Annotated in this window: 14 protein-coding genes and 1 tRNA gene; 7 read left to right on the top strand and 8 right to left on the bottom strand. The window is 59.4% G+C overall.

Annotated features, from left to right (window positions below; translation table 11 throughout):
- Positions 1-21 precede the first annotated feature (21 nt).
- Positions 22-846: a 23S rRNA (guanosine(2251)-2'-O)-methyltransferase RlmB gene (gene rlmB / locus AABE20_RS03100; protein WP_338331761.1), complete on the top strand. Its 825-nt coding sequence runs from the start codon at positions 22-24 to the stop codon at positions 844-846.
- Here rlmB and AABE20_RS03095 read toward each other — a convergent pair.
- Both AABE20_RS03095 and AABE20_RS03090 read right to left on the bottom strand, forming a co-directional pair.
- Positions 810-2,159 carry a purine-cytosine permease family protein gene (locus AABE20_RS03095; RefSeq protein WP_338331760.1) on the bottom strand — a complete coding sequence of 450 codons (1,350 nt, stop codon included), beginning with the start codon at positions 2,157-2,159 and terminating at the stop codon, positions 810-812. The genes rlmB and AABE20_RS03095 overlap by 37 nt on opposite strands.
- A 44-nt stretch (positions 2,160-2,203) precedes the next feature.
- Positions 2,204-3,022, bottom strand: a complete 819-nt coding sequence (locus tag AABE20_RS03090; RefSeq protein ID WP_338331759.1) for an SDR family NAD(P)-dependent oxidoreductase — start codon at positions 3,020-3,022, stop codon at positions 2,204-2,206.
- A gap of 109 nt (positions 3,023-3,131) precedes the next feature.
- Here AABE20_RS03090 and gmk point away from each other — a divergent pair, with 109 nt between their 5' ends.
- Positions 3,132-3,782 (top strand): guanylate kinase, encoded by a 651-nt coding sequence (gene gmk / locus AABE20_RS03085; protein ID WP_338331758.1) that lies wholly within the window; start codon positions 3,132-3,134, stop codon positions 3,780-3,782.
- A 61-nt stretch (positions 3,783-3,843) separates the two neighbouring features.
- Positions 3,844-5,340, top strand: coding sequence for a replicative DNA helicase (locus AABE20_RS03080; protein WP_338331871.1), 1,497 nt, complete (start codon positions 3,844-3,846; stop codon positions 5,338-5,340).
- A gap of 143 nt (positions 5,341-5,483) precedes the next feature.
- On the opposite strand, the gene AABE20_RS03075 is transcribed toward AABE20_RS03080, so the two are convergent.
- The 4 genes from AABE20_RS03075 to AABE20_RS03060 form a co-directional block, all read right to left on the bottom strand.
- Positions 5,484-7,934, bottom strand: coding sequence for a DUF3772 domain-containing protein (locus AABE20_RS03075; RefSeq protein WP_338331757.1), 2,451 nt, complete (start codon positions 7,932-7,934; stop codon positions 5,484-5,486).
- A gap of 392 nt (positions 7,935-8,326) precedes the next feature.
- Positions 8,327-8,470 carry a hypothetical protein gene (locus AABE20_RS03070; protein WP_338331756.1) on the bottom strand — a complete coding sequence of 48 codons (144 nt, stop codon included), beginning with the start codon at positions 8,468-8,470 and terminating at the stop codon, positions 8,327-8,329.
- 88 nt (positions 8,471-8,558) lie between these two features.
- Positions 8,559-9,347, bottom strand: a complete 789-nt coding sequence (locus AABE20_RS03065) for an ABC transporter ATP-binding protein (RefSeq protein WP_338331870.1) — start codon at positions 9,345-9,347, stop codon at positions 8,559-8,561.
- A gap of 11 nt (positions 9,348-9,358) precedes the next feature.
- Positions 9,359-10,144, bottom strand: coding sequence for an MlaE family ABC transporter permease (locus AABE20_RS03060; RefSeq protein WP_338331869.1), 786 nt, complete (start codon positions 10,142-10,144; stop codon positions 9,359-9,361).
- Between the two features lie 223 nt (positions 10,145-10,367).
- Here AABE20_RS03060 and radA point away from each other — a divergent pair, with 223 nt between their 5' ends.
- The 4 genes from radA to AABE20_RS03040 all read left to right on the top strand — a co-directional run bounded on the left by radA (position 10,368) and on the right by AABE20_RS03040 (position 15,432).
- The gene (gene radA, locus AABE20_RS03055; RefSeq protein WP_338331755.1) at positions 10,368-11,759 is read left to right on the top strand and encodes a DNA repair protein RadA; all 1,392 of its coding nucleotides are present in this window, start codon (positions 10,368-10,370) and stop codon (positions 11,757-11,759) included.
- Positions 11,760-11,826: 67 nt separating this feature from the next.
- Positions 11,827-11,900, top strand: a tRNA-Gly gene (locus AABE20_RS03050).
- Between the two features lie 517 nt (positions 11,901-12,417).
- Positions 12,418-13,992 carry a hypothetical protein gene (locus tag AABE20_RS03045; protein WP_338331754.1) on the top strand — a complete coding sequence of 525 codons (1,575 nt, stop codon included), beginning with the start codon at positions 12,418-12,420 and terminating at the stop codon, positions 13,990-13,992.
- A gap of 69 nt (positions 13,993-14,061) precedes the next feature.
- On the top strand, positions 14,062-15,432 hold the full coding sequence (locus AABE20_RS03040) for an amino acid permease (RefSeq protein ID WP_338331753.1): 1,371 nt from the start codon (positions 14,062-14,064) through the stop codon (positions 15,430-15,432).
- 106 nt (positions 15,433-15,538) lie between these two features.
- Here AABE20_RS03040 and AABE20_RS03035 read toward each other — a convergent pair whose 3' ends face one another.
- Positions 15,539-16,222 (bottom strand): YoaK family protein, encoded by a 684-nt coding sequence (locus tag AABE20_RS03035; RefSeq protein ID WP_165991230.1) that lies wholly within the window; start codon positions 16,220-16,222, stop codon positions 15,539-15,541.
- 207 nt (positions 16,223-16,429) lie between these two features.
- Positions 16,430-20,155 carry a bifunctional proline dehydrogenase/L-glutamate gamma-semialdehyde dehydrogenase PutA gene (putA, locus tag AABE20_RS03030; RefSeq protein WP_408740622.1) on the bottom strand — a complete coding sequence of 1,242 codons (3,726 nt, stop codon included), beginning with the start codon at positions 20,153-20,155 and terminating at the stop codon, positions 16,430-16,432.
- Positions 20,156-20,227: the final 72 nt, after the last annotated feature.

The following is a 20,227-nucleotide window of genomic DNA, read 5'->3' as shown; positions in this document are numbered from 1 at the left end:
CAACTTGGAACCATATTGTCCATGCAGAACCCCCGCAAAGCCGCACGTCCCGCACGCCGCTCCCGTTCATCTGGCCATGGTGGCGGTGGGCGCGAGGGCATGTCCACGGCCCCGGCGGGCAAATGCTGGCTGTTTGGCACGCATGCCGTGGCGGCGGCTCTGGCCAACCCACGGAGGGAATACGAACGCCTGCTGGTAACAGAGGCTGAACACCCGGCACTGGAAGAAGCCGCCCGTTCAGGTGGGCGCAACCTGCAAGTGGCCCCAGAACTTGTGCAACGGGCGCGGCTGGATGACCTGCTGGGGCCGGATGCGGTGCATCAGGGTGTAGCCATGCTGGCGCATAGTCTGCCCTCTCTCATGCTGGAGGAGGCGCTGGAGCGCCCCGGCCCCGTGCTGGTGCTGGATCAGGTGACCGACCCGCGCAACGTGGGGGCCATTTTGCGCTCGGCAGCGGCTTTTGGCGCGGCCTGCATTGTGGTGCAGGACCGTAATGCCCCGGAGGAAACCGGCGTGCTGGCCAAGGCGGCCTCCGGCGCGCTGGAAACGGTGCCTTTTGTGCGCGAGGTCAATTTGTCCCGCGCTATAGAAATGCTTCAAAAAGCTGGGTGCTGGACTGTAGGGCTGGATGCGGGTGGCACAATCCTGAACGGCGCCGGGTTTGACGGGCGGCGCGTAGCCCTTGTGCTGGGTGCGGAGGGGCGCGGTCTGCGCCGCCTGACGCGTGAAAGCTGTGATGAAATTGCGGGCCTGTACATGCCGGGCGAGATGGAAAGCCTGAATGTGTCCGTAGCAGCAGCCCTTGGGCTTTACGAACTGGTGCGGCGCGGCATGCCCGCAGCATAGCAGGCAGCGGCAACAAAAAAGCCGACATAATACCCAATATCTGCCCCACCCAGCCAGCGGGCAATGGGGCCGGTATAAAGGCTGCTGGTGGAAAACAGGCCAATGGTCAGGGCTGCGGTTATGGCAAATATGCTTGCGCCGCGTGTCCACCCCTTGGGCGCTGGGCGGGCCGTGTGGTCCTTTGTGCAATACCAGTCCGCCAGCACAATGCCTGTCCACGGGGCAATCCAGTACATGGTGACCATAAGGTAGTCCGTATAAAATGTTGCGTACTGCCCCGCCCCGGCTACTGCCAGCGCGTAGCCCAATGCTGCGGTCAGCACGGCGGCGGCCACGCGGGGCACATGCAGCCCGGCGGAAATAAGGCTGTAACTTGCCGTGTTATCGTTGAACGAGTTCCCGGTAATGGAGGACAGGGCAATGGCGGCCAGTGCAAAGGTGCCCAGCGGCCCCAATGTGTGCTGGAGCGATGCAATAACCGCCGTGGGGGATGCATCCACCACACTCCCTGCCGAGATAAGACCCAGAATCTGGAACGGAATGGCCGATGCCAATAGCCCGGCGAGTGCAAGCAGCACCACTTTTGTGGGGCTGGAACTGGCAGGCAGGTACCGCGTGTAGTCCGAGGAATAGGACGCCCATGACAGGTTGAAGCTGACCAGCACCCCCACAGCCAGCAAAAATGTTGTCACGCTGACGGGGTGATGGCTGGCAAGTGGCGCCTGCCCCCGAATGGCAAACACAATGCCAATAAGGGCAAAGGCCAGCAGCAAGAACGCGCCAAGGTATTTTTGCAACGCCTGCACAACATGGTGGCCATAGATTGAGGCCACCATCTGCACCCCCGCCAGTACGCCAAGGGCGGCCCAGAAGGGGGTATGCATGCCCCCTGCAAGCAGCAGTGCGATCAGGGCTGTGGCAGCGGGCACGTTGTTCACCGCATCCCACCCCACGCAGTAAATCCAGTTCAGGAACGCAGGCAGGCGCAGGCCCATCTGCCCCAGTGCCCGGCGGGAGGCCTCCATTTGTGTCAGCCCGGTGGAAGGGCCAATGGCTGCTGCCAGAGCTACAGGCAAAGCGCCAATCAGGTTGCCCAGCACAACGGCGGCAATGCCTGTTTTGAAGTCCAGCCCCATGCTGATCAGCAGCGCACCCGTTACCCAGCCCCCCGGCCCCAGATTGGGGGCAAAGTGGCTCCAGAACACACGGTCCATCTTCATGGTTTTCAGGTGTTCTGGCACGGGTTCGCGCACGGCGGCGGCCGATATGTCTTCCATTATGGCATGCGCGCGCGGGCGTGTGTCCTGCGTCATGTCGTTAGGGGCTTTCTGTAAGTGTAAGGGCGGTGGATGGCGGGTTAGCTCAGGTCGGGCGCAGGCATGCTGCCAGCAGCCCCGGCGGGCTGGTTGTTATAGTAGGCTTCGGCCAGTGCTATGGGCAACAGGTCCATCAACCGCGAACCAGCGGCCAGCCAGAGCGGGAAGGTAATGCGCCGTTCATTACGGGCAAGCCCGCGCAAAATGCGGCGGCAGGCACTATTAACATCCGTAAGCCCGGGCATGGGGAAGGTATTGCGCGCGACCATGGGTGTGTCCAAAAAACCGCAAACCACCGAACTGAGCAGAATACCCGCTTTTTTGGCATTGCCGCCGGTGGCGACCATAAACCGGTCCACCGCCGCCTTGGCAGCGCTATAGGCCGGAGTGCCGGGAAAAGAGACCAGCCCCGCCACGGAGGAAATGGCACAAATACGCCCGCGCATGCCATCTGCCGCGCGGGGCTGGCTCTGCATCATCTCCAATGCCGGGAGCACGGTGTTGAGCACACCGGTCAGGTCGGTTTCAAAAATCCGGCGGATCTGGGCTTCTGGCTCTGTTGCGGGGGTATCGGGGGTCAGGGGTTTGCGCGTGCCCCCCGTAATGCCCGCACAGGCCAGAACCATATCCAGCCCACCCGTGCCCTGCACCCACTGCGCCATGGCTGCGCGGTCTGCTACGTCGCAGGTGTTCAGGCGTACGGCGGCCCCTCGGCTAATGCAGCAACGTGCCGTGTCCTCCAGCCGTGCTGTGTTGCGCCCCCCAAGCCATAACTTGCGGCCGGGGCGTGCAAGGGTCTGGGCCAGTGCGCGCCCCAGACCAGAGGAGGCGCCTGTGATAAGAATAGTGTTGTGCATCATGGTGGGGTCCGCCTTCCTTGTGGCATAGAGCGCGGTGGCGCCGCAGGGCCGCTTCTGGCATGAAGGGGCAAGAGCGTAAGTTTGAACAGACAGGGTGTGAAAGAGCAGTATGGCACACAATGGAACGGCTCATCCGGGTCATGCAACGCGGCGGGGTGTATGCCTTGTTATTTCCGCCCCTTCGGGTGCAGGCAAATCAACTATTGCCAATGCGCTGCGTGCATCGGACACAAAACTGAAACATTCTGTTTCCGTGACCACACGCCAGCCCCGGCCGGGGGAAAAAGAGGGTGTGCATTACTACTTTCGTACTATGGAGCAGTTTGAGGCCATGGCCCAGGCGGGGGAACTGCTGGAATGGGCTATTGTGTTCGGCCGTGGCTACGGCACACCCCGCGCACCAGTGGAGCAGGCCCTTGCCGCCGGGCATGACATGGTGTTCGATATAGACTGGCAGGGACACAGGCAGATACGCGAGGCCCTGCCGGGCGATGTGGTTGGCCTGTTTGTGCTCCCCCCCTCCCTGGAGGAACTCGAACGCCGCCTGACCGGCCGAGGGTCTGACCACCCGGACGAAATTGCCCGCCGTATGGCCGCGGCAAGGGACGAAATTTCGCACTGGCAGGAGTTTGACTCCGTTATTGTCAACACCGAGCTGGACCGGGCCGTGACCGAGGCCCGCGCCGTGCTGGTGGCAGGCCGCCTGCTCACCCGCCGGCAGACCGGCCTTGCCGATTTTGTTGCAACATTTGATGCCTGACAAACAGGTTTTTCCCGCACACAACACTCCCCCGCACCCGTAACAGGCCGTTAATGTGAGCATGACAACACAGACCGATAAACCAAAGGACGATGGCCTGCTGGGGCTGACCCTGCGCCAGCCCCCGGCCAATATTGAGGCCGAGCAGGCGTTGCTGGGCGCATTGCTGACCAATAACCGGGCGTATGACCGGGTGTCTGACTTTTTGGCGGGCGAGCATTTTGCCAACCGTGTTAACGGGCAGTTATACGCAGCCATTGCCCGCAGAATAGAAAACGGCCAGTTGGCCGACCCGGTTACCATGCGCGCGGAGCTGGAAAACTCCGGTATGCTCGATAGCGTTGGCGGCATGGCCTATCTGGCCAAACTGCTGACCTCCATGGTTGGGATTATTAACGCCGGGGATTACGGGCGCGCCATCCATGATGCATGGATCCGCCGCCAGTTGATCGATATTGGCGAAAATGTTGTCAACAATGCCTTTGGCGCCACAGGGGACCTGTCTGGTCCGGACCAGATTGAGGCGGGGGAAGAAGCCCTGTTCAAACTGGCTACCGAAAAAGGCAAGGAAGGCGATTTTGTCGCCTTTAACAAAGCCCTTACGGGGGCGATCAATGTTGCAGCTCTTGCCTTCCAGAGCGAAGGCCATGTTACGGGCCTGACATCGGGCCTGCGTGATCTGGATAAAAAAACCGGCGGGCTGCATCCATCCGATCTGCTTATTCTGGCAGGGCGTCCGGCTATGGGCAAAACGGCGCTGGCGACCAAAGTTGCTTTTTCCGCCGCACGGTCACTCATGGACGAGGCAGAGGAAAAAGGCGGCAAACCCAAAGGGTCTGTTGCCATTTTCTCGCTCGAAATGTCGGCCGAGCAGTTGGCGACCCGTATTTTGTCCGAGCAGGCGGAGGTCTCTGGCGAGCGTATTCGTCGGGGGGATATTGGGCAAAAGGAGTTTGATCGGTTTGTGCGGGTCAGCCACGAACTGGCCCGCCTGCCACTGCTGATTGATGATACGCCCGCAATCTCGCTCTCGGCCATGCGCACACGCTGCCGCCGCCTCAAGCGCACACAGGGGCTGAGTCTGATTGTGGTGGATTACCTTCAGCTTATGCGTCCTTCCGTTGGCACCCGGCCAGAAAGCCGCGTGCTCGAAATTTCCATGATCACGCAGGGCCTCAAGGCCATTGCCAAGGAACTGGAAGTGCCGGTTATTGCCCTTTCCCAGCTTTCCCGTCAGGTGGAAAGCCGCGAGGACAAGCGCCCGATGCTGTCGGACTTGCGTGAATCCGGTTCCATTGAGCAGGACGCGGATGCGGTGATGTTTGTCTACCGTGACGAATATTACCTGCAACAGCGCATGCCCAAGGAAACAGCCTACGATTCCATGGACAAATACTCCGTTGCCATGGACGAATGGCAGCGCAAAATGGGGCTGGTCCACAACAAGGCCGAGCTTATTCTGGAAAAGCAGAGGCATGGGCCTACAGGCACCATCAATCTGTTTTTTGAAGGCGAATACACCCGTTTTGCCGATCTGGACAATATTCACGAACACTAATGCAGGCCACTGCTGGTAGGCATGACCCGCCCGTAAAAAAGCCCGGCTTCCCACATTGGGGGGCCGGGCTTTTTGCTGCCTGTGTGTGGCAGGGGGCAGGTTGTGCTGAGGTCCGCCCAGCCTCTGCCGTTCTGGCCGTGCGCTTATGGCGCGCGCACGCTCTGGCGGAATGTGACGGGAATTTCGTTTTCCTGAAAAGCCTGCCAGATTGCAAACAATGCGCTGCTACGCGCGGTTTTTATTTCCACCCCATCGCGCGCCTTGGCAGAGCCGGTCAGCACGGCCGAGCCATCGGCAACGGATGTCATGCTGACTGTGGGGGCGCTGTCGGGGTCTGTGTCGGCACAGGCGCTGAGTGTGGCAATGACCACCGCACTGGCCTTGTTGAGGTCCGAGGCAAAGGGCAGGTCCAGCTCTACCGTAAATACACCGGGTTTTTGCGCCCGTGTGGCGTTTTTGACCGCCGAGGTAATGAACTGCGAGTTCGGGACAATCATGGTGGATTTATCATCGAGCCGGATGTCGGTTGAACGCACACTAATGCGCTCCACCTTGCCGGTAACACCCGCAATGGTCACCACATCCCCGACCGATACAGGGCGTTCGGCCATAAGGATAATGCCCGATACAAAGTTCTGCACAATGGATTGCAGGCCAAAACCGATCCCCACAGACAGGGCGCTGACAACCCATGTCATGCTTTTGACCGTAACCCCAAGGGCTGCAAACATGGCCAGCCCGATCAGAATCCACGCGGCATAGCCCAGTATGCTCAGGATGGATGCCTGCGCGCCGATATCCAGATTGGTGGCGGGAAAAAACCTTTGCTGGAACCATGATTTAACAATTTTAATGGCCTGATACCCCACCAGCGGCAAGGCGATGCACAGCAAAATGGCATCCAGCGAGACAGAGGACGTATTGCTGTCTTCCGTGCCGTGGAACAGGGAGTAAAGTTGCTGCCATATCTGGGGTGGGTCAAAATTGGCGCCAGAACTGGCCACAGCGTAAGCCACGGCCAGCAGCAGCACATTGATCAGGCCGGGAATAAGAATACTGGCCTGATTAATCAGCCGGGGCGGCAGCCCCAGCTCCACCAGATGGCGGCCCAAAGGCGCGCGGGAGGCAAACAATGCGCCCCCAAGGGCGGTTGTCAGCATGGACAGCAGCAAAAGGGTTGTCATGCTCAGGGCCATTACGCTCACCCACGAGATCAGCGTGTAGGCGAGGGGAATATACCCGCTCAGAACCGCAATCCAGCAGATGATGGAAATACCCATGGCCATGCTGCGCAGGAACTGTGCCAGCGGTGGGGTCTGCTCGGTGGCTCCCGTGGGGTCTGTGGCTGTATCGCCCTCCTGATCCTGCGCTGCTGTCAGGCGCAGTTTGCGCGGTATGGCAAACAGCAGCGGGCTGACCGCCAGCGTATAAAGCCCATCCATCAACTGCACACTCAGCAGGGAAAGGCCGCTCTGCGTATCCACATAGCGCAGGATGCCGCGTACGATCATGGCAATGGCCAGCCATGCGGGGAACAGCCGCAGACTGCGGGCCAGATCGTCCGACATGGCAAAAACACGCCATTCTGCCTTGGAACTCAGGAAGCAGAACCCCAGTTCTAGCACCAGCCCACACAGAGGGGCCTGCGTTGCCACCATGCTGGCGAGCTGGTCCAGATCATCCCCCACGGCGGGGTTGTCAAACGCCAGTGTGTTCCAGAAAACCTGAAAAGAAATAGCGCAGGCCAGAACACTTACAGCGCCGCATAATACGGTTGCAGCAATCGAGCGTACGCGCCCTTGTGGTAAAAAGCGGGTTGTTAGCAGGCGTATGGGCTTGCGCGCACACAACCACCCGGCCAGTAGCAGCAGGGACGCGCACAGACCGGCCAGTGTGATAAAAATACGTTTGCCGGTCAGGGCGGTTGCCAGCATGGCGAGCGTTTCCGCCCCCAGCGCGTTCAGCCTGCGCCCGTCCTGTGGAGCACCCTGTATGAACTGCGACCAGAAGTTGACCCCAAGAGGAGAGGGCATTTGCTGCCACAGCGTTGCCTGCTGGATCGCGCTATCATGCTGGCGCAGTTCATTCACCAGTTGTTGCGCTTCAACCTGATAAAGCTTCAGCCTTGTCATACGGGCGGAAATATCTTTCTGCCGCTTGTTCAGGCTTGCCCGCTGTTCAGTCAGGGATGGGGCTTCGGGTGGGTCGTCCTTGGCGGGGGGCTTGCCCAGAATGTCCACAAAATTCTGGTACACATCCTGATACGGACGGATGCGCGCCATGAGCCTGTCCGTCCGGGTGGAAACAGCGGTGGCGCGCTGGAGCAGAGTGCTCAGGTCCAGAGCGCTATGGCCTGCATGCTGTTCCGTTACGCCGCTTGTGTAAATGGAGCGTATTTCCGCCCCGATTTCATCAAGCGTTTTGTCAGAAACAATGTCCTGCGCACTCATGATCAGGGGGGAAGGCACATTGCCTGCGCTCAGGGCGGCTGAGGGCTGGTCTGCACTCTGCGCTCCGGCGGAACCAGACAGGGAAAAGGCGCAAAAGAGGCAGAACGAGAGTAAAAACAATACGCGGACAGGCATACGAAGCATCAGGCAACCTTGCGCCGTGGGAGAAGAACATAACAGCTTGGAACGATCAGGGCGGACAATAGGTTGCATGCCACCGTGGTGCAAAGCCTGTGGGTTTTATATCATGGTGATGGAATATGAGAAAAGTTTATCGTTTTTTCAAAACTGTATTGTGCTTGGCCGAGTGCTGTAAATGAAGACCCGCAATACCGATGCACAATAGAGTTGGGTGTGGGGTTTTGCTGGCTTAAAGCCCCAAAAATTGGGGGGCAACGCACCAGCGCCGCCATCTGAGCGGGGGAATACGCCAGCAGCCCCCGCCTGTGCGGCGCGCGACCTACCCGAGCAGGGGGGGGCTTACCCCCGGTCACCCCGTAAACGCAGGCCCGCCGCACTGGGCAGGTCGGGAGTGATCAGTCGCCGCTGCTGTTCAGGTGGTCATGGTAACCCAAGGGTTCCCACTGTGCGGGTTTGGTCAGTTGGCGCGGAGGGTGGTGGAACATTCCACAGTCGGAAAGCCCAAGCGCGCATGCCAGCAACAGAACCGCACGTTTCATTGTGTGTCTTTCTCCACAGATGGATATGAGTGTCTCTATCTCATTCCCGCCTGCCTTGGGCAAGGTCATTAGAGTGGGGTTATGGCTGTTAGCGTCTTAATTCCATGGTAATCGGGCCTTCGCGGCGGCCGTGGGTAAACTGGTCCACGTAATCATTCCCGCTGTGCATGAGCGATGCGGCGGCCCCCTGCCAGACCAGCCTGCCCTTGTAGAGCATGGCGGCTTCATCCCCAATCCGTTGGGCGGAGGCCATGTCATGCGTAATGGCAATGGCGGTCGAGCCAAGTTTTTTAACGCAATCCACAATCAGGCCGTCAATGACAGCCCCCATAATCGGGTCCAGCCCGGTTGTGGGTTCATCAAAGAACAAAATGTTGGGCTGGGCGGCAATGGCACGGGCCAGCCCCACGCGCTTTTGCATGCCGCCAGACAGTTCAGAGGGGTACAGGTCCCCAACGGAGGGGGCCAGCCCCACCTGCTCCAGAATGGCGCCCGCCTTGTCCCGCGCGGTGGCGCGGGTCAGTTTGTTAAGGGCAAGCAGGCCAAAGGTCACGTTTTCCCATACGGGCAGGCTGTCAAACAATGCGCCGTTCTGGAACAGCATGCCAATTTCGCTGCGGAGTTGGTCGCGCCGTTTGGCGGATGCGGCCAGCACGTCCTCGCCATCAATTTCAATACTGCCCGAATCCGGGGTCATCAGGCCCAGAATGCAACGCAGCAGAACGGATTTACCCGAGCCTGACCCGCCAATAATGACAAACGAGGTCCCCTGCGGCACATCAAGCGAAATGCCATCAAGCACCTTTTTATCCCCGAAGGATTTGTGCAGGTCCCGAATACGGATTTTGGGGGGAGCACTGGTCATGCTCTGGTCCATGGCGGTGGCACTCATTGTGAGAAGAACAGGTCTGTAATCAGGTAATCAAAGGCCAGCAGAAGAATGGACGCCACCACCACGGCCGCTGTGGTGGCCGACCCCACGCCTTCGGCTCCGCCTTTGCTGTTATAGCCGTAATAGCAGCCCATGAGCGTAATCAGGAACCCGAACAGAGCGGCTTTAACCAGCCCCACCGTTACGTCCATGACCTTAACGGAGTTCAGCGTTGCCGTAATATAGGCCGTGGGAGAAAACCCGAGCTTGACCACAGCAACAGTAAAGCCCCCCGCAACACCCAGTACGTCGGCCACCAGCACCAGTAGCGGCAGGGCAATAATGCCCGCCAGCAGGCGCGGTGCGACCAGATACTTCATGGGGTTGGTGGAAAGGGTGCTCAATGCATCAATCTGGTCGGTTACGCGCATGGTGCCAATCTGGGCGGCCATGGCGGCCCCCACACGGCCTGCGACCATAAGCCCGGCCAGTACTGGCCCCAGTTCGCGGGTTACGGCCAGCACCACAATGCCCGCAATGGCGCTTTGGGCATGGTACTGTGCAAAACCCGTATAGGATTGCAGCGCAATAACCCCGCCCGAGAACAGGGCCGTTAGGGCAACAACCGGCAGGGAGAAAAATCCTGTCTCCATAAACGTGCGGATGAACACACGGCCGTAGAACGGTGGGCGCACAATATTGGACAACCCGGCCAGAGCGAACAGCGCCAAAGCGCCCGCACTGCGGATAAGCGAGAGTGTGGCGCGGCCTATGCGGGCCACAAGATCAAGCACCATATCCATGAGTTCGGGCTGTCTGTTCCTGTTGTGTGTGGTCGGGGTCAACTGTGGTGTGAGCCGTAACCCGTTCGGACCGGGTTCGTCAAAGCATGCTTTTGTTTTGTTGGCTGGGTCGTGCCTGGCACCATGGCGTGTGGTGGACTGGATTGTTGGGCGGGGCTTGAGTTTGTTCTTGTTTTATTCCATTTATGGAGCCTCCAGCAAGGCAGGGTAAAGGGGAATCCGCGTGGCCAAAAAAACGTCCCGCCAGTATGTGTGCACGGCATGCGGTGCCGTCCATGCCAAATGGGCAGGTCAGTGCGATGCCTGCCAGGAATGGAACACGCTGGAGGAAATGGCGGTAGAGCCACTGGCTGCGTCTTCGGCCACAGCCCGTGCGGGCAAGGGGCGGCGTGTGCAGTTGCATGGGCTGGGCGGCAAGGTTGAGTTGCCCCCACGTACCGGCACGGGCATTGCCGAGCTGGATCGGGTGCTGGGTGGGGGGCTGGTTCCGGCCTCCGTTGTGCTGGTCGGGGGGGACCCCGGTATTGGCAAATCCACCCTGCTGTTGCAGGCGGCAAGCCGTCTGGCGGGCAATGGGGAGCGGGTTCTTTACATTTCGGGCGAAGAGGCGGTGGACCAGATCCGCCTGCGTGCCATTCGCCTTGGTGTGGCGCAAACCAGCCTTGATCTGGCGGCGTCCATTAACGTGGCGGACATTGTGGCAACGCTGGAGGCGGAGCCAGATGTTAAAGTTGTGGTGATCGATTCCATCCAGACCATGTGGCTGGAAACAGTGGATAGCGCGCCCGGCACGGTTTCGCAGGTGCGGGCCTGTGCGTTTGAGCTGATCAGGGCGGCCAAGCGGCGCGGGTTCAGCCTTATTCTGGTCGGGCATGTGACCAAGGAGGGCGCTTTGGCTGGCCCGCGTGTGCTGGAGCACATGGTTGATGCGGTCATGTATTTTGAAGGGGATCGGGGCCACCAGTTCCGCATTCTGCGCGCCGCCAAAAACCGCTACGGTGCTACGGACGAAATTGGTGTGTTCGCCATGACCGACCGCGGGTTGGAGGAAGTGAGTAACCCCTCCGCGCTGTTTTTGGCCGAGCGGCGGGGCAACATAGCCGGTTCCGCCGTGTTTGCTGGGCTGGAAGGCACGCGGCCTGTGCTGCTGGAAGTGCAGGTCCTGCTCTCCCCCAAAGGAGGGGATGGCGCACCCCGCCGCGCCGTGGTGGGGTGGGATACCGGGCGTCTGGCCATGTTGCTGGCCGTGCTGGAAACACGGTGCGGGCTTAAGCTGTCGGGCATGGATGTTTACCTGAATGTGGCGGGGGGGCTAAGAGTGGTCGAACCCGCAGCCGATCTGGCCGTAGCCGCCGCTCTGGTTTCCGCCGCGAGTGGTGTGCCCACCAGCCCCGGCGAAGTGTATTTTGGGGAAGTCGGGTTGTCGGGCGAGGTCAGGCAGGTTGCGCAGGCGGATGCCCGGCTGAAGGAAGCCGCCAAACTGGGCTTTACGCAGGCCGTGCTCCCCCGCCGCATAGCACGCGGCAGTGCGCGTTCGCGCCCGCCAGAAGGTATGAGCCTGCGTGAGTTAGGCCATATTTCCGACCTGATTGGCCCCGATGTAGAGGCGGAATAATACCCGCCCATGTTTGTATGGCATTGCAAGCCGGGTTGGAGCGCGCTATAAGCCGCCCACGCGTTATGCGGATGTAGTTCAATGGTAGAACGGCAGCTTCCCAAGCTGCATACGGGGGTTCGATTCCCCTCATCCGCTCCATACGCTTTTCCTCCCCCAATAAAATAACTCCGCTCTCAGGTCGTGCCCTGTATTTTTGGCCGCGATGTGGGGTTTGTCGTGCGTTTTGTCCGCAATTCAGCGGAGGAGGCGGCTGTGACTGATGTATCTGGTAAAATATATCGACCAGATGCGCCTACAGGGGCGGAATTGATTTCCGTGTATATTATTTCGGTTCCGGCATATTAAGGCTGTTTTTCAGTCAAGAACGGAAAAGAAACGATAGTCAATTAAATCATTACTTTCCGTTATAAGAATACAGTCCCAAGAATACATAAATACAAAACAAGCATATTTTTCATTATATCATCTTGAACATATTATAGGATGGTGCGATCATTATAAATAATTGCTCCCCCACATCTGTGGGGAGCGCTGGCTCTATAGCTGATTTTGAAGGGGAGTGCTTGGGAGCGTGAATGGTCTGCAACAAACAACCAAAAATCATACTGGACTGTTCTGTTACACTTCCTGCCAGACATTGGCTCCATACCCGGGCATGCAGGCAGAGCCACGGCCTGCCCGTGTTGTTGGGGGCAAGGTTTCTGGTGCGCTCAGGCTTGGGTGCTGTTCCTTGCTGCTCAGCGTACTGGGCGAAATTTTGCCAGCGCAGGCGGAGCAAACCCTGATCTCCGTCAGTGGTGTGACCCTCCAGAGCGGGCTGGACATCGGGGGGGCGGCTTTCCATCTCCCCAACACCAATTTTGGCGGGGGGTCCTATGCCGCCCGGCCATCGGGTGGGTACATCCGGCACGCCAACACAACCTATGGCGAACTGTACGGCAAACCCATGCTTAAGGGCGAATGGCAGACTGGCTGGGGGTTTGATGTGATTGGCAACGCCTCGGCCATTGGTGCGACCACCCTTGGTGATGGGGATGCGGAGCAGGTCTCGCAAACATCAGGCACGCCGCGTTCGGTCTATCTGGAGGAACTCTATGCCGGGGTCCGGGTGCCGGTTCGGCTGGCGGGTGGGCATCAGGTATTTACCGTGCAGGGCGGGCGGCAGGCTTTTGCCGTGGATGATGGGTTTTTGATCGGTAAAGGCACCTATAGCTCGGGCGAGCGCGGGGCTTGGTGGTATGCCCCCCGTTTTGCTTTTTCCGGCCCCGGTGTGATCAAGCTGGAAGGGGACCCCGTCCGTGCGGATGTGTTCATGCTGGAGAGCAATGCGGATAACGATATTGACCGTGGGTACGACCGCCCGAAAACCAGCTTTGTGGGGTTTGATGTCACATGGTTTGTCAACAAGGCAGGCGGGCATGGCGCCTCGGTTTATGCGGACCGTGCATCGTATGTAACCCTGACCTATTTTCATGTGCGCGATGCGGATACGTCCGCCCATTATGATTATTCAACCCGTGCGGACCGGGACGGCATGAATGTGGCCGCCCTGAGCTGGGGCGGTACGCTGTTCCCGGTCAAGGCTCTGGGTATTTCCAAAAACTTTACGTTCTATGGCAACTTTGTCTCGGAACAGAACAGCCATCCGGGCAATGGGTACAAGGGTGTTTCGGCTTACGGTATGTATTTTGAACCGGGCTATACGTTTTCCATGCTGCCATGGACCCCGCATATTTTTTACCGTTACACCCGCTTTGGGGGCGGCAAAAACTCCGAAGGGGGCGTCAAGCACAACTACGACACGTTCTTTTTGTACGATGGCAAGCGCTACACCTATGGCGGTTACTGGCCGGGTGAAATTGTGGGCATGTATCTGGCCCCCCTATCCGACCTTGAGGACCACCAGATCGATCTCACCGTTGTGCCGCCTGTGCATCTGTTCCGTCCCAGCGATTCGCTCAAGCTTGGCCTTCATTTTTATGATCTGTCGCTCATCCATGCCTCGGGTATGGGGCTGAAGAACACCGGCCGCCATGTGTCGGATGAGCTGGATGCTTCGGTTGAATACACGCTGGACGAAAACACATCCGCAGCTCTTGCCGGAGGGGCAGCCTTTGCCGGGCCAGCAGGCCGCGCCTTGTCCAAGGCCGGTGTGCCGGGGGACCAGCCCATGCCCAATATCGACCACCATGCAGGGGTGATCGAGGCGTATTTTTATAAGCATTTTTGAGGGGCATTTCCCAGTTTATTCCTCTTGAGTTATGAACGCACCAAGCCAACAAGAATAAAGGACCTCTCCATGGCTGAGCCGAACACCAAGTCTGCCGTTAAACCTGCCACCGGCCTGCGTAGCCGCCACATCGCCATGATCGCGCTGGGTGGGACTATTGGCGCGGGTCTGTTTGTGGGGAGCGGGGCTGCGATTCAGGCTACAGGCCCTGCGGTTCTGCTGGCGTTTTTGTTGGTGGGTCTGCTGGTCATTCTGGTCATGCGCATGCTGGGCGAAATGGTGGTGGCCGACCCCGGTCGCGGCTCATTTGTGGAATATATTCGCGCAGCCCATGGGGACAGGCTGGGTTTTACGTCTGGTTGGCTTTACTGGTTTTTCTGGGTTGTGGTGCTGGGGAGCGAGGCCATAGCCGGTGCGATTTTGATACAGGACTGGGTGCACCTGCCCATATGGGTTTTGTCCATTGCGCTGATCGGGTTGTTAAAGCTGGTCAATTTTGCAGCCCCCCGCGTGTTTGGGGAATGTGAGTTCTGGCTCTCGGCTGTTAAGGTTTTCAGCATTCTGGCTTTTGTGGCCATTGGCGCGCTGTATGTGGTGCATGTGTTTGGCCCCGGTGTGCCGGTCTGGCATAACCTTGTGGGGCATGGCGGCCTTATGCCGCATGGCATTGTGGCTGTGCTGTCCATTATTCCCACCATTCTGTTCACCATGATGGGGTCGGAAATTGCAACGGTTGCCGCAGGCGAATCTCCCGAACCGGACAAGAATGTGGCGCGGGTTACCCGCAGTCTGGGCACACGCGTAACCCTGTTCTATCTGGCTTCTGTTGCCATGATTTTGCTTGTGGTGCCATGGAGCAGCATTGTTGCCGGGCGCTCCCCCTTTGTAACCGCCATGGACACAATGGGCATTCCGGGGGCGGGGATGATGATGCGCATTGTGGTGCTGAGCGCCATTCTCTCCTGCCTGAACTCCGCCATGTATATTACGTCACGCGTGTTGACCGAGCTTGCCGCACAGGGCGATGCTCCGGCTTTTCTCACCCGTCGTTCGGCCAGTTCCGCACCACGGCTGGCTATTACGGTCAGTAGTGTTGCGGGCACGCTTGTGGCGTTCTCGTCCATTCTGGCGCCGCAGACCATTTTTGCGTTTCTGCTGAGCTGTAGCGGTGGCGTTATTCTGCTGATTTATAGCCTGATTGTAACGGCCTACATTACCACCCGCTTTGCCGCGCGCCGGAACGGCACGGAAAAAGGCAATTACACGCTGTTCCTGTTCCCGCTGTGCAATTATGCAACGCTTGCAGGTGTGGTGCTGGTGTTTGTGGCCATGCTCATGAACCCCGAGGAACGCATGACCGCTCTGGCAACGCTGGGCACGTCGGTCGTCTGCTACGCTTTGGCATCCTACTTTGCTGCGCAGAACAAACAGCAGGCCTGATGTGTTCTGTGTTTTGCATAAAGGAAAGGCCCGCCATACTCTGGCGGGCCTTTCCTTTATGTCTGCTGCTGGCCAGTAAAAACGGGCCTGCTGCACCCCCTATGGTTTAGGGAATGCTCATCCGGTCCAGATGGAAGGCCAAGGGGTGTTTGCGGAGCAGGAGCAGGCCCCCAGCCACCACAATGGTGCCACCGGCAAGGGCAATACCAAGCGAGACACTCCGCCCCGAAACCAGCGTGCCAATGGCCGCCCCCACAAACAGGCTCAAAATGGCGGCAACACGGCGCAGGGTGCCAGAACTGCTCCCCCCGGCAGCGGAACTGTTATGGGCCAGTCCGTGCAACACCATGGTGGCGGCGGGCAGGACCATGTCTGGCAGTTTGGCGTGCCGTGTGGCGGAGGTCTGCAACCCCATGGCGCAGGACAGCAGGGCAAGGGTGACGTAAATATCGCCCGGAATATTGGCTGACCAGATCCATGCGGCAACGCCGACCATAGCACCCACACCCAGCAGAATATCGCCTACAGTGGCGCGTATGCTGCGCTGGCGGCGCACGAGCCGTCCGCCGATCATGGCGCCCAGAAAATAAAAGCCAATAGCCTCCAGCCCGGACAGAACAATGGCTTGGGAGGTCGCAATGTTGACAGCCATCAAAATAATGGTGGCGGTCATGTAGCCTGCAAAAATCTTGAGATGCAGCAGAGAAATGGCGTCCAGCATGCCCATGGCCATGGTAACAAGCAAAATGGCAATGACCAGTTTGGCATCATGCCCCGCGCGGGTTGTCATTGTATCTCCTGATCAGATGGACGTGAAAAAAAAACTGCCCCGCAGCCTGCGCCACCGGGAATGGGCGTGTTGTAACATTGTGTGTGGTCACGGAAAAATGATCTTAGGTGGACCGTGCCATGTTTTTCCAGCCCATATGGCCATGGCGGGCTGAACAAAAAAGGCCCGGCAGAACCGCCGGGCCTGAAGTGTGGTGTTTGTGTGCTTTCAGTTCAGGGTCATCAGGCTGGCATTGCCGCCTGCGGCGGTTGTGTTGATGCTGCGCGACTGTTCCTCCAGCACGGCCTCCACCGAGGGAAGACCACTTTTTGTAATATAGGCCGAAACAATAGCCCCGCTGCCCGCGGCCAGCAGCGCACGTGTGGCACGGAAGGCCTCGTTATCTTCCTCACCGAGCAGAATGCTGCATTCCAGCGCGCGCGCGGAGGACACGGGCCGGACAAACTGCCCGATGGAGGCAGGCAAGCTGGCAATAGCTTCCAGAATGGCGGGGTCCGCCATAATGGCCGCAGTGTTTCCCCCGGCAAGCGCCAAGGATATCTGGTCGTACAGGCCTGTTGCCGTCTGGGCCATGCACAGCACCGTGCCACGCGCGCCAAGCCTGTAAAGGTTCAGTTCGCCAACGGGGCCGGGCAGGGTGATCTGCCCGTTGGTTAGTGGCTGGCTGGCAAGGGTATGGGCGCGCTGTGCGGGCTGGCTTTCGCCTTGTGTGCGCAGCCAGTCGGTCCATTCCACCATGGCTTGGGGTGCGGTGCCCCGTGCAATTTGCGGCAGGGGCGGCACCTGTGCCAGCAAACGGCGCAGAATAAGAGGCCCCCCAGCCTTTGGCCCAGTGCCAGACAGGCCACGCCCGCCAAAGGGCTGCACCCCCACAACCGCGCCAATAGTGTTGCGGTTTACGTATAGGTTACCAGCTTCCACCTGTTCCAGAACGCTCTGAACGGTGGAGTCCAGACGTGTGTGCAGGCCAAAGGTCAGGCCGTAGCCCGTTGCGTTAATGTCGGCCAGCACAAGGTTCAACTGGGCACGTGAGTAGCGCAGCACATGCAGGACCGGGCCAAACACTTCCTGCCCCACGTCACGGATGGATGTGACCTCGATCAGTGTTGGGGGCACAAAGCTGCCATTGGCGCAGCTGTCTGGCAGGGGGAGGGCATGGACCGGAGCATTTTTGCTACGGAATGTCTCGATATGCGCTGTAATGCCTGCCGCGGCTTCGGGGGTAATCACTGGCCCCACATCCGTGCACAGGGCGGAGGGGTTGCCCAGCCGCAGTTCGTGCATGGCGCCACGCAGCATGGCCAGAACATGGTCTGCGCAATCGTCCTGCACACACAGAATACGCAGGGCGGAGCAGCGCTGGCCTGCACTATCAAAGGCCGAGGCCAGAACATCCGCCACAACCTGCTCGGCCAGAGCGGAGGAATCCACGATCATGGCGTTTTGTCCGCCCGTTTCGGCCACAAATGGCACGGGCTGGCCCGTGGCTGTGCGGCGCTCGATGAGCTGGCGGTTGATCAACTGCGCTACGGCGGTGGAACCGGTGAACATGACCCCCATAATGCGGTCATCCCCCACCAGTGCGGCCCCCACGTTGCCTTCACCGGGCAGGAGTTGCACGGCGGCTGCGGGAATACCGGCTTCATGCAGAAGTTGCACGGCCACGGCCGCGATCAGGGGTGTTTCTTCCGCCGGTTTGGCAATAACGGCGTTCCCGGCGGCAAGGGCTGCGGCAATCTGGCCAATAAAAATGGCGAGCGGGAAGTTCCACGGACTAATGCAGGCCACAATGCCCAGAGGAATGTGGGTTGCGTTGTTAAAATCGCGGCGGATGGTGGCGGCGTAATAACGCAGGAAGTCCACGGCCTCGCGGATTTCGGCCACGGCATTGGGGAGTGATTTGCCTGCCTCGCGGCAGATCAGGGCCATAAGGGCGGGGTGCCGCGCCTCCAGCAGGTCTGCGGCTTTGAGCAGGCAGTCCGCTCGCATGGCCGGGGTTTGGGCCGACCATTCCGCAAAGCCGTTTTGCGCGGCATCCACCGCCAGCCTGACCGTATCGGGTGTTGCGTAGGTTACGTGGCCGACCAGATCGCGCCTGTCGGCGGGGTTGGTTACGGGGTGTTGTGTGCCGTCCGTTGGGGCGTTGGGCACAATAGGGGCTGCCTGCCAGTGGTCTGGGGCGGCGTTTATGCCTGTTGCAAGGGTTTCGAGCACCTGATCATCCGCCAGATCAAGCCCTGCGGAGTTCTGGCGTTCGGGGGCAAACAGGTCGAGTGGCTTGCAGATTTCCGAATGTGGCGCACCAAAGGGGGTGTAACGCTTGGCCGAGGTCAGGGGGGTTTCGATCAGCGATGCCACGGCAATGGCGCTATCGCCAATCTGGTTGACAAAAGACGAGTTCGCCCCGTTTTCGAGCAGGCGGCGGACCAGATAGGCCAGCAGAGTTTCGTGCGTGCCAACGGGTGCGTAAATGCGGGCCGGACGGTTGAACTTGTCGGCCCCTACGACCTGACGGTACAGCGGCTCGCCCATGCCGTGCAGGCATTGGAATTCATAAGACCCAATCTCGTATTTTTGCCCAGCCAGTGTGTAGATGGTGGCAAGGGTGCGGGCGTTATGCGTGGCAAACTGGGGAAAAATGACATCGCGTGCATCCAGCAGTTTGCGCGCGCAGGCAATGTAGCTGATATCCGTATGGCATTTGCGGGTGTACACGGGGTAGTCCGCCATGCCTTCGACCTGCGCTTTTTTAATTTCGCTGTCCCAGTAGGCACCTTTAACAAGGCGGACCATAATCCGGCGGCTGGTGCGCCTGGCCAGATCAATAATGTAATCCAGCACGAAGGGAGCGCGTTTGCCGTAGGCCTGCACCACAAAGCCAATGCCGTTCCAGCCCTCCAGCCCCGGTGTGGCGCACAGGGCTTCGAGCAGGTCGAGCGAAATATCCAGCCGTTCGCTTTCCTCTGCATCAATGTTAATGCCAATGTCGTACTGGCGGGCCAGCAGGGTGAGTTCCTGCACAACGGGCAGAAGTTCCGCCATGACCCGTGCATGTTGGGCGCGGCTATAGCGCGGGTGCAGGGCGGAAAGTTTGATGGAAATACCGGGGCGTTCGTAAACATTGGCGCCTTTGGCGCTGCGCCCGATTACGTTAATGGCGTTAATGTAGTCCTGCCGGTAGCGCTGGGCGTCGGCTGCGGTGTAGGCGGCTTCGCCCAGCATGTCGTAGGAATAGGAAAAGCCGATCTGTTCGAGCTTTTTGCTGTTCTTGCGGGCCTGCTCAATGGTCTGGCCCAGCACGAACTGCTCGCCCATCAGGCGCATGGCCGCATCCACGGCCTTGCGGATAACAGGGCGTGTGCTCCGCTCCACAAACCCCATAAGCGCGCCAGAGAGTGTTTTGTCATTATGTTCGGCCACAACGCGGCCGGTCAGGGCCAGCCCCCATGCGGCAGCATTGGCGAACAGAGGCTTGGCGCGGCCAACGTGGGAGAGCCAGTCGCTCTCGCCTATCTTGTCCTGAATAAGGGCGTCGCGCGTTGCCATATCGGGAATACGCAGCAGGGCCTCTGCCAGACACATCAGCGCCACACCCTCGGCGGAGGAAAGGGCAAATTCCTGCACCAGTGTTTCCACCAGACCGGGGTTGCGCTGGTCGCGCAGTGTTTGGGCAAGGCCGGTAGCCATGGCGGCTACGGCGCTGTCCTGTTGTGCGCTCAGGGTGGCGGCGGGGGTCAGGGCCTCAACGCAGGTTTGTTCGGGGCGGCGGATGGCCTGGGTAATGGCTTTGCGCAGCGGGGTGCGGGAGGTGAAGTCGGGTGCAAAAGTATTGGTGGAGGACATGGCGTTGTTCATCCAGATCAGCCGCCAAACCGTGCGCCTGCGGGTCTGCAGGTTGGTTTTGGCTTCATAATGATTTTTCCGCTCTGACACGATAATATACGATTTGCAACATCATATATTACCCAATCAGGCATGATACGCCGCATGGATGAACAAGCGTTT

The organism is Acetobacter zythi (genome assembly GCF_963921165.1).
Lineage (GTDB): Bacteria > Pseudomonadota > Alphaproteobacteria > Acetobacterales > Acetobacteraceae > Acetobacter.
This window is presented reverse-complemented; position numbering and strand designations above follow the sequence as displayed.

Excerpts from the sequence above, each read along its gene's own strand:
- AABE20_RS03065 (WP_338331870.1), bottom strand. The coding sequence starts at position 9,347 with ATGGACCAGAGCATGACCAGTGCTCCCCCCAAAATCCGTATTCGGGAC.
- AABE20_RS03090 (WP_338331759.1), bottom strand. The coding sequence starts at position 3,022 with ATGATGCACAACACTATTCTTATCACAGGCGCCTCCTCTGGTCTGGGG.
- AABE20_RS03080 (WP_338331871.1), top strand. The coding sequence starts at position 3,844 with ATGACAACACAGACCGATAAACCAAAGGACGATGGCCTGCTGGGGCTG.
- AABE20_RS03045 (WP_338331754.1), top strand. The coding sequence starts at position 12,418 with ATGCAGGCAGAGCCACGGCCTGCCCGTGTTGTTGGGGGCAAGGTTTCT.
- AABE20_RS03060 (WP_338331869.1), bottom strand. The coding sequence starts at position 10,144 with ATGGATATGGTGCTTGATCTTGTGGCCCGCATAGGCCGCGCCACACTC.
- AABE20_RS03035 (WP_165991230.1), bottom strand. The coding sequence starts at position 16,222 with ATGACAACCCGCGCGGGGCATGATGCCAAACTGGTCATTGCCATTTTG.
- AABE20_RS03075 (WP_338331757.1), bottom strand. The coding sequence starts at position 7,934 with ATGCTTCGTATGCCTGTCCGCGTATTGTTTTTACTCTCGTTCTGCCTC.
- gmk (WP_338331758.1), top strand. The coding sequence starts at position 3,132 with ATGGCACACAATGGAACGGCTCATCCGGGTCATGCAACGCGGCGGGGT.
- rlmB (WP_338331761.1), top strand. The coding sequence starts at position 22 with ATGCAGAACCCCCGCAAAGCCGCACGTCCCGCACGCCGCTCCCGTTCA.
- AABE20_RS03040 (WP_338331753.1), top strand. The coding sequence starts at position 14,062 with ATGGCTGAGCCGAACACCAAGTCTGCCGTTAAACCTGCCACCGGCCTG.
- AABE20_RS03095 (WP_338331760.1), bottom strand. The coding sequence starts at position 2,159 with ATGACGCAGGACACACGCCCGCGCGCGCATGCCATAATGGAAGACATA.
- AABE20_RS03070 (WP_338331756.1), bottom strand. The coding sequence starts at position 8,470 with ATGAAACGTGCGGTTCTGTTGCTGGCATGCGCGCTTGGGCTTTCCGAC.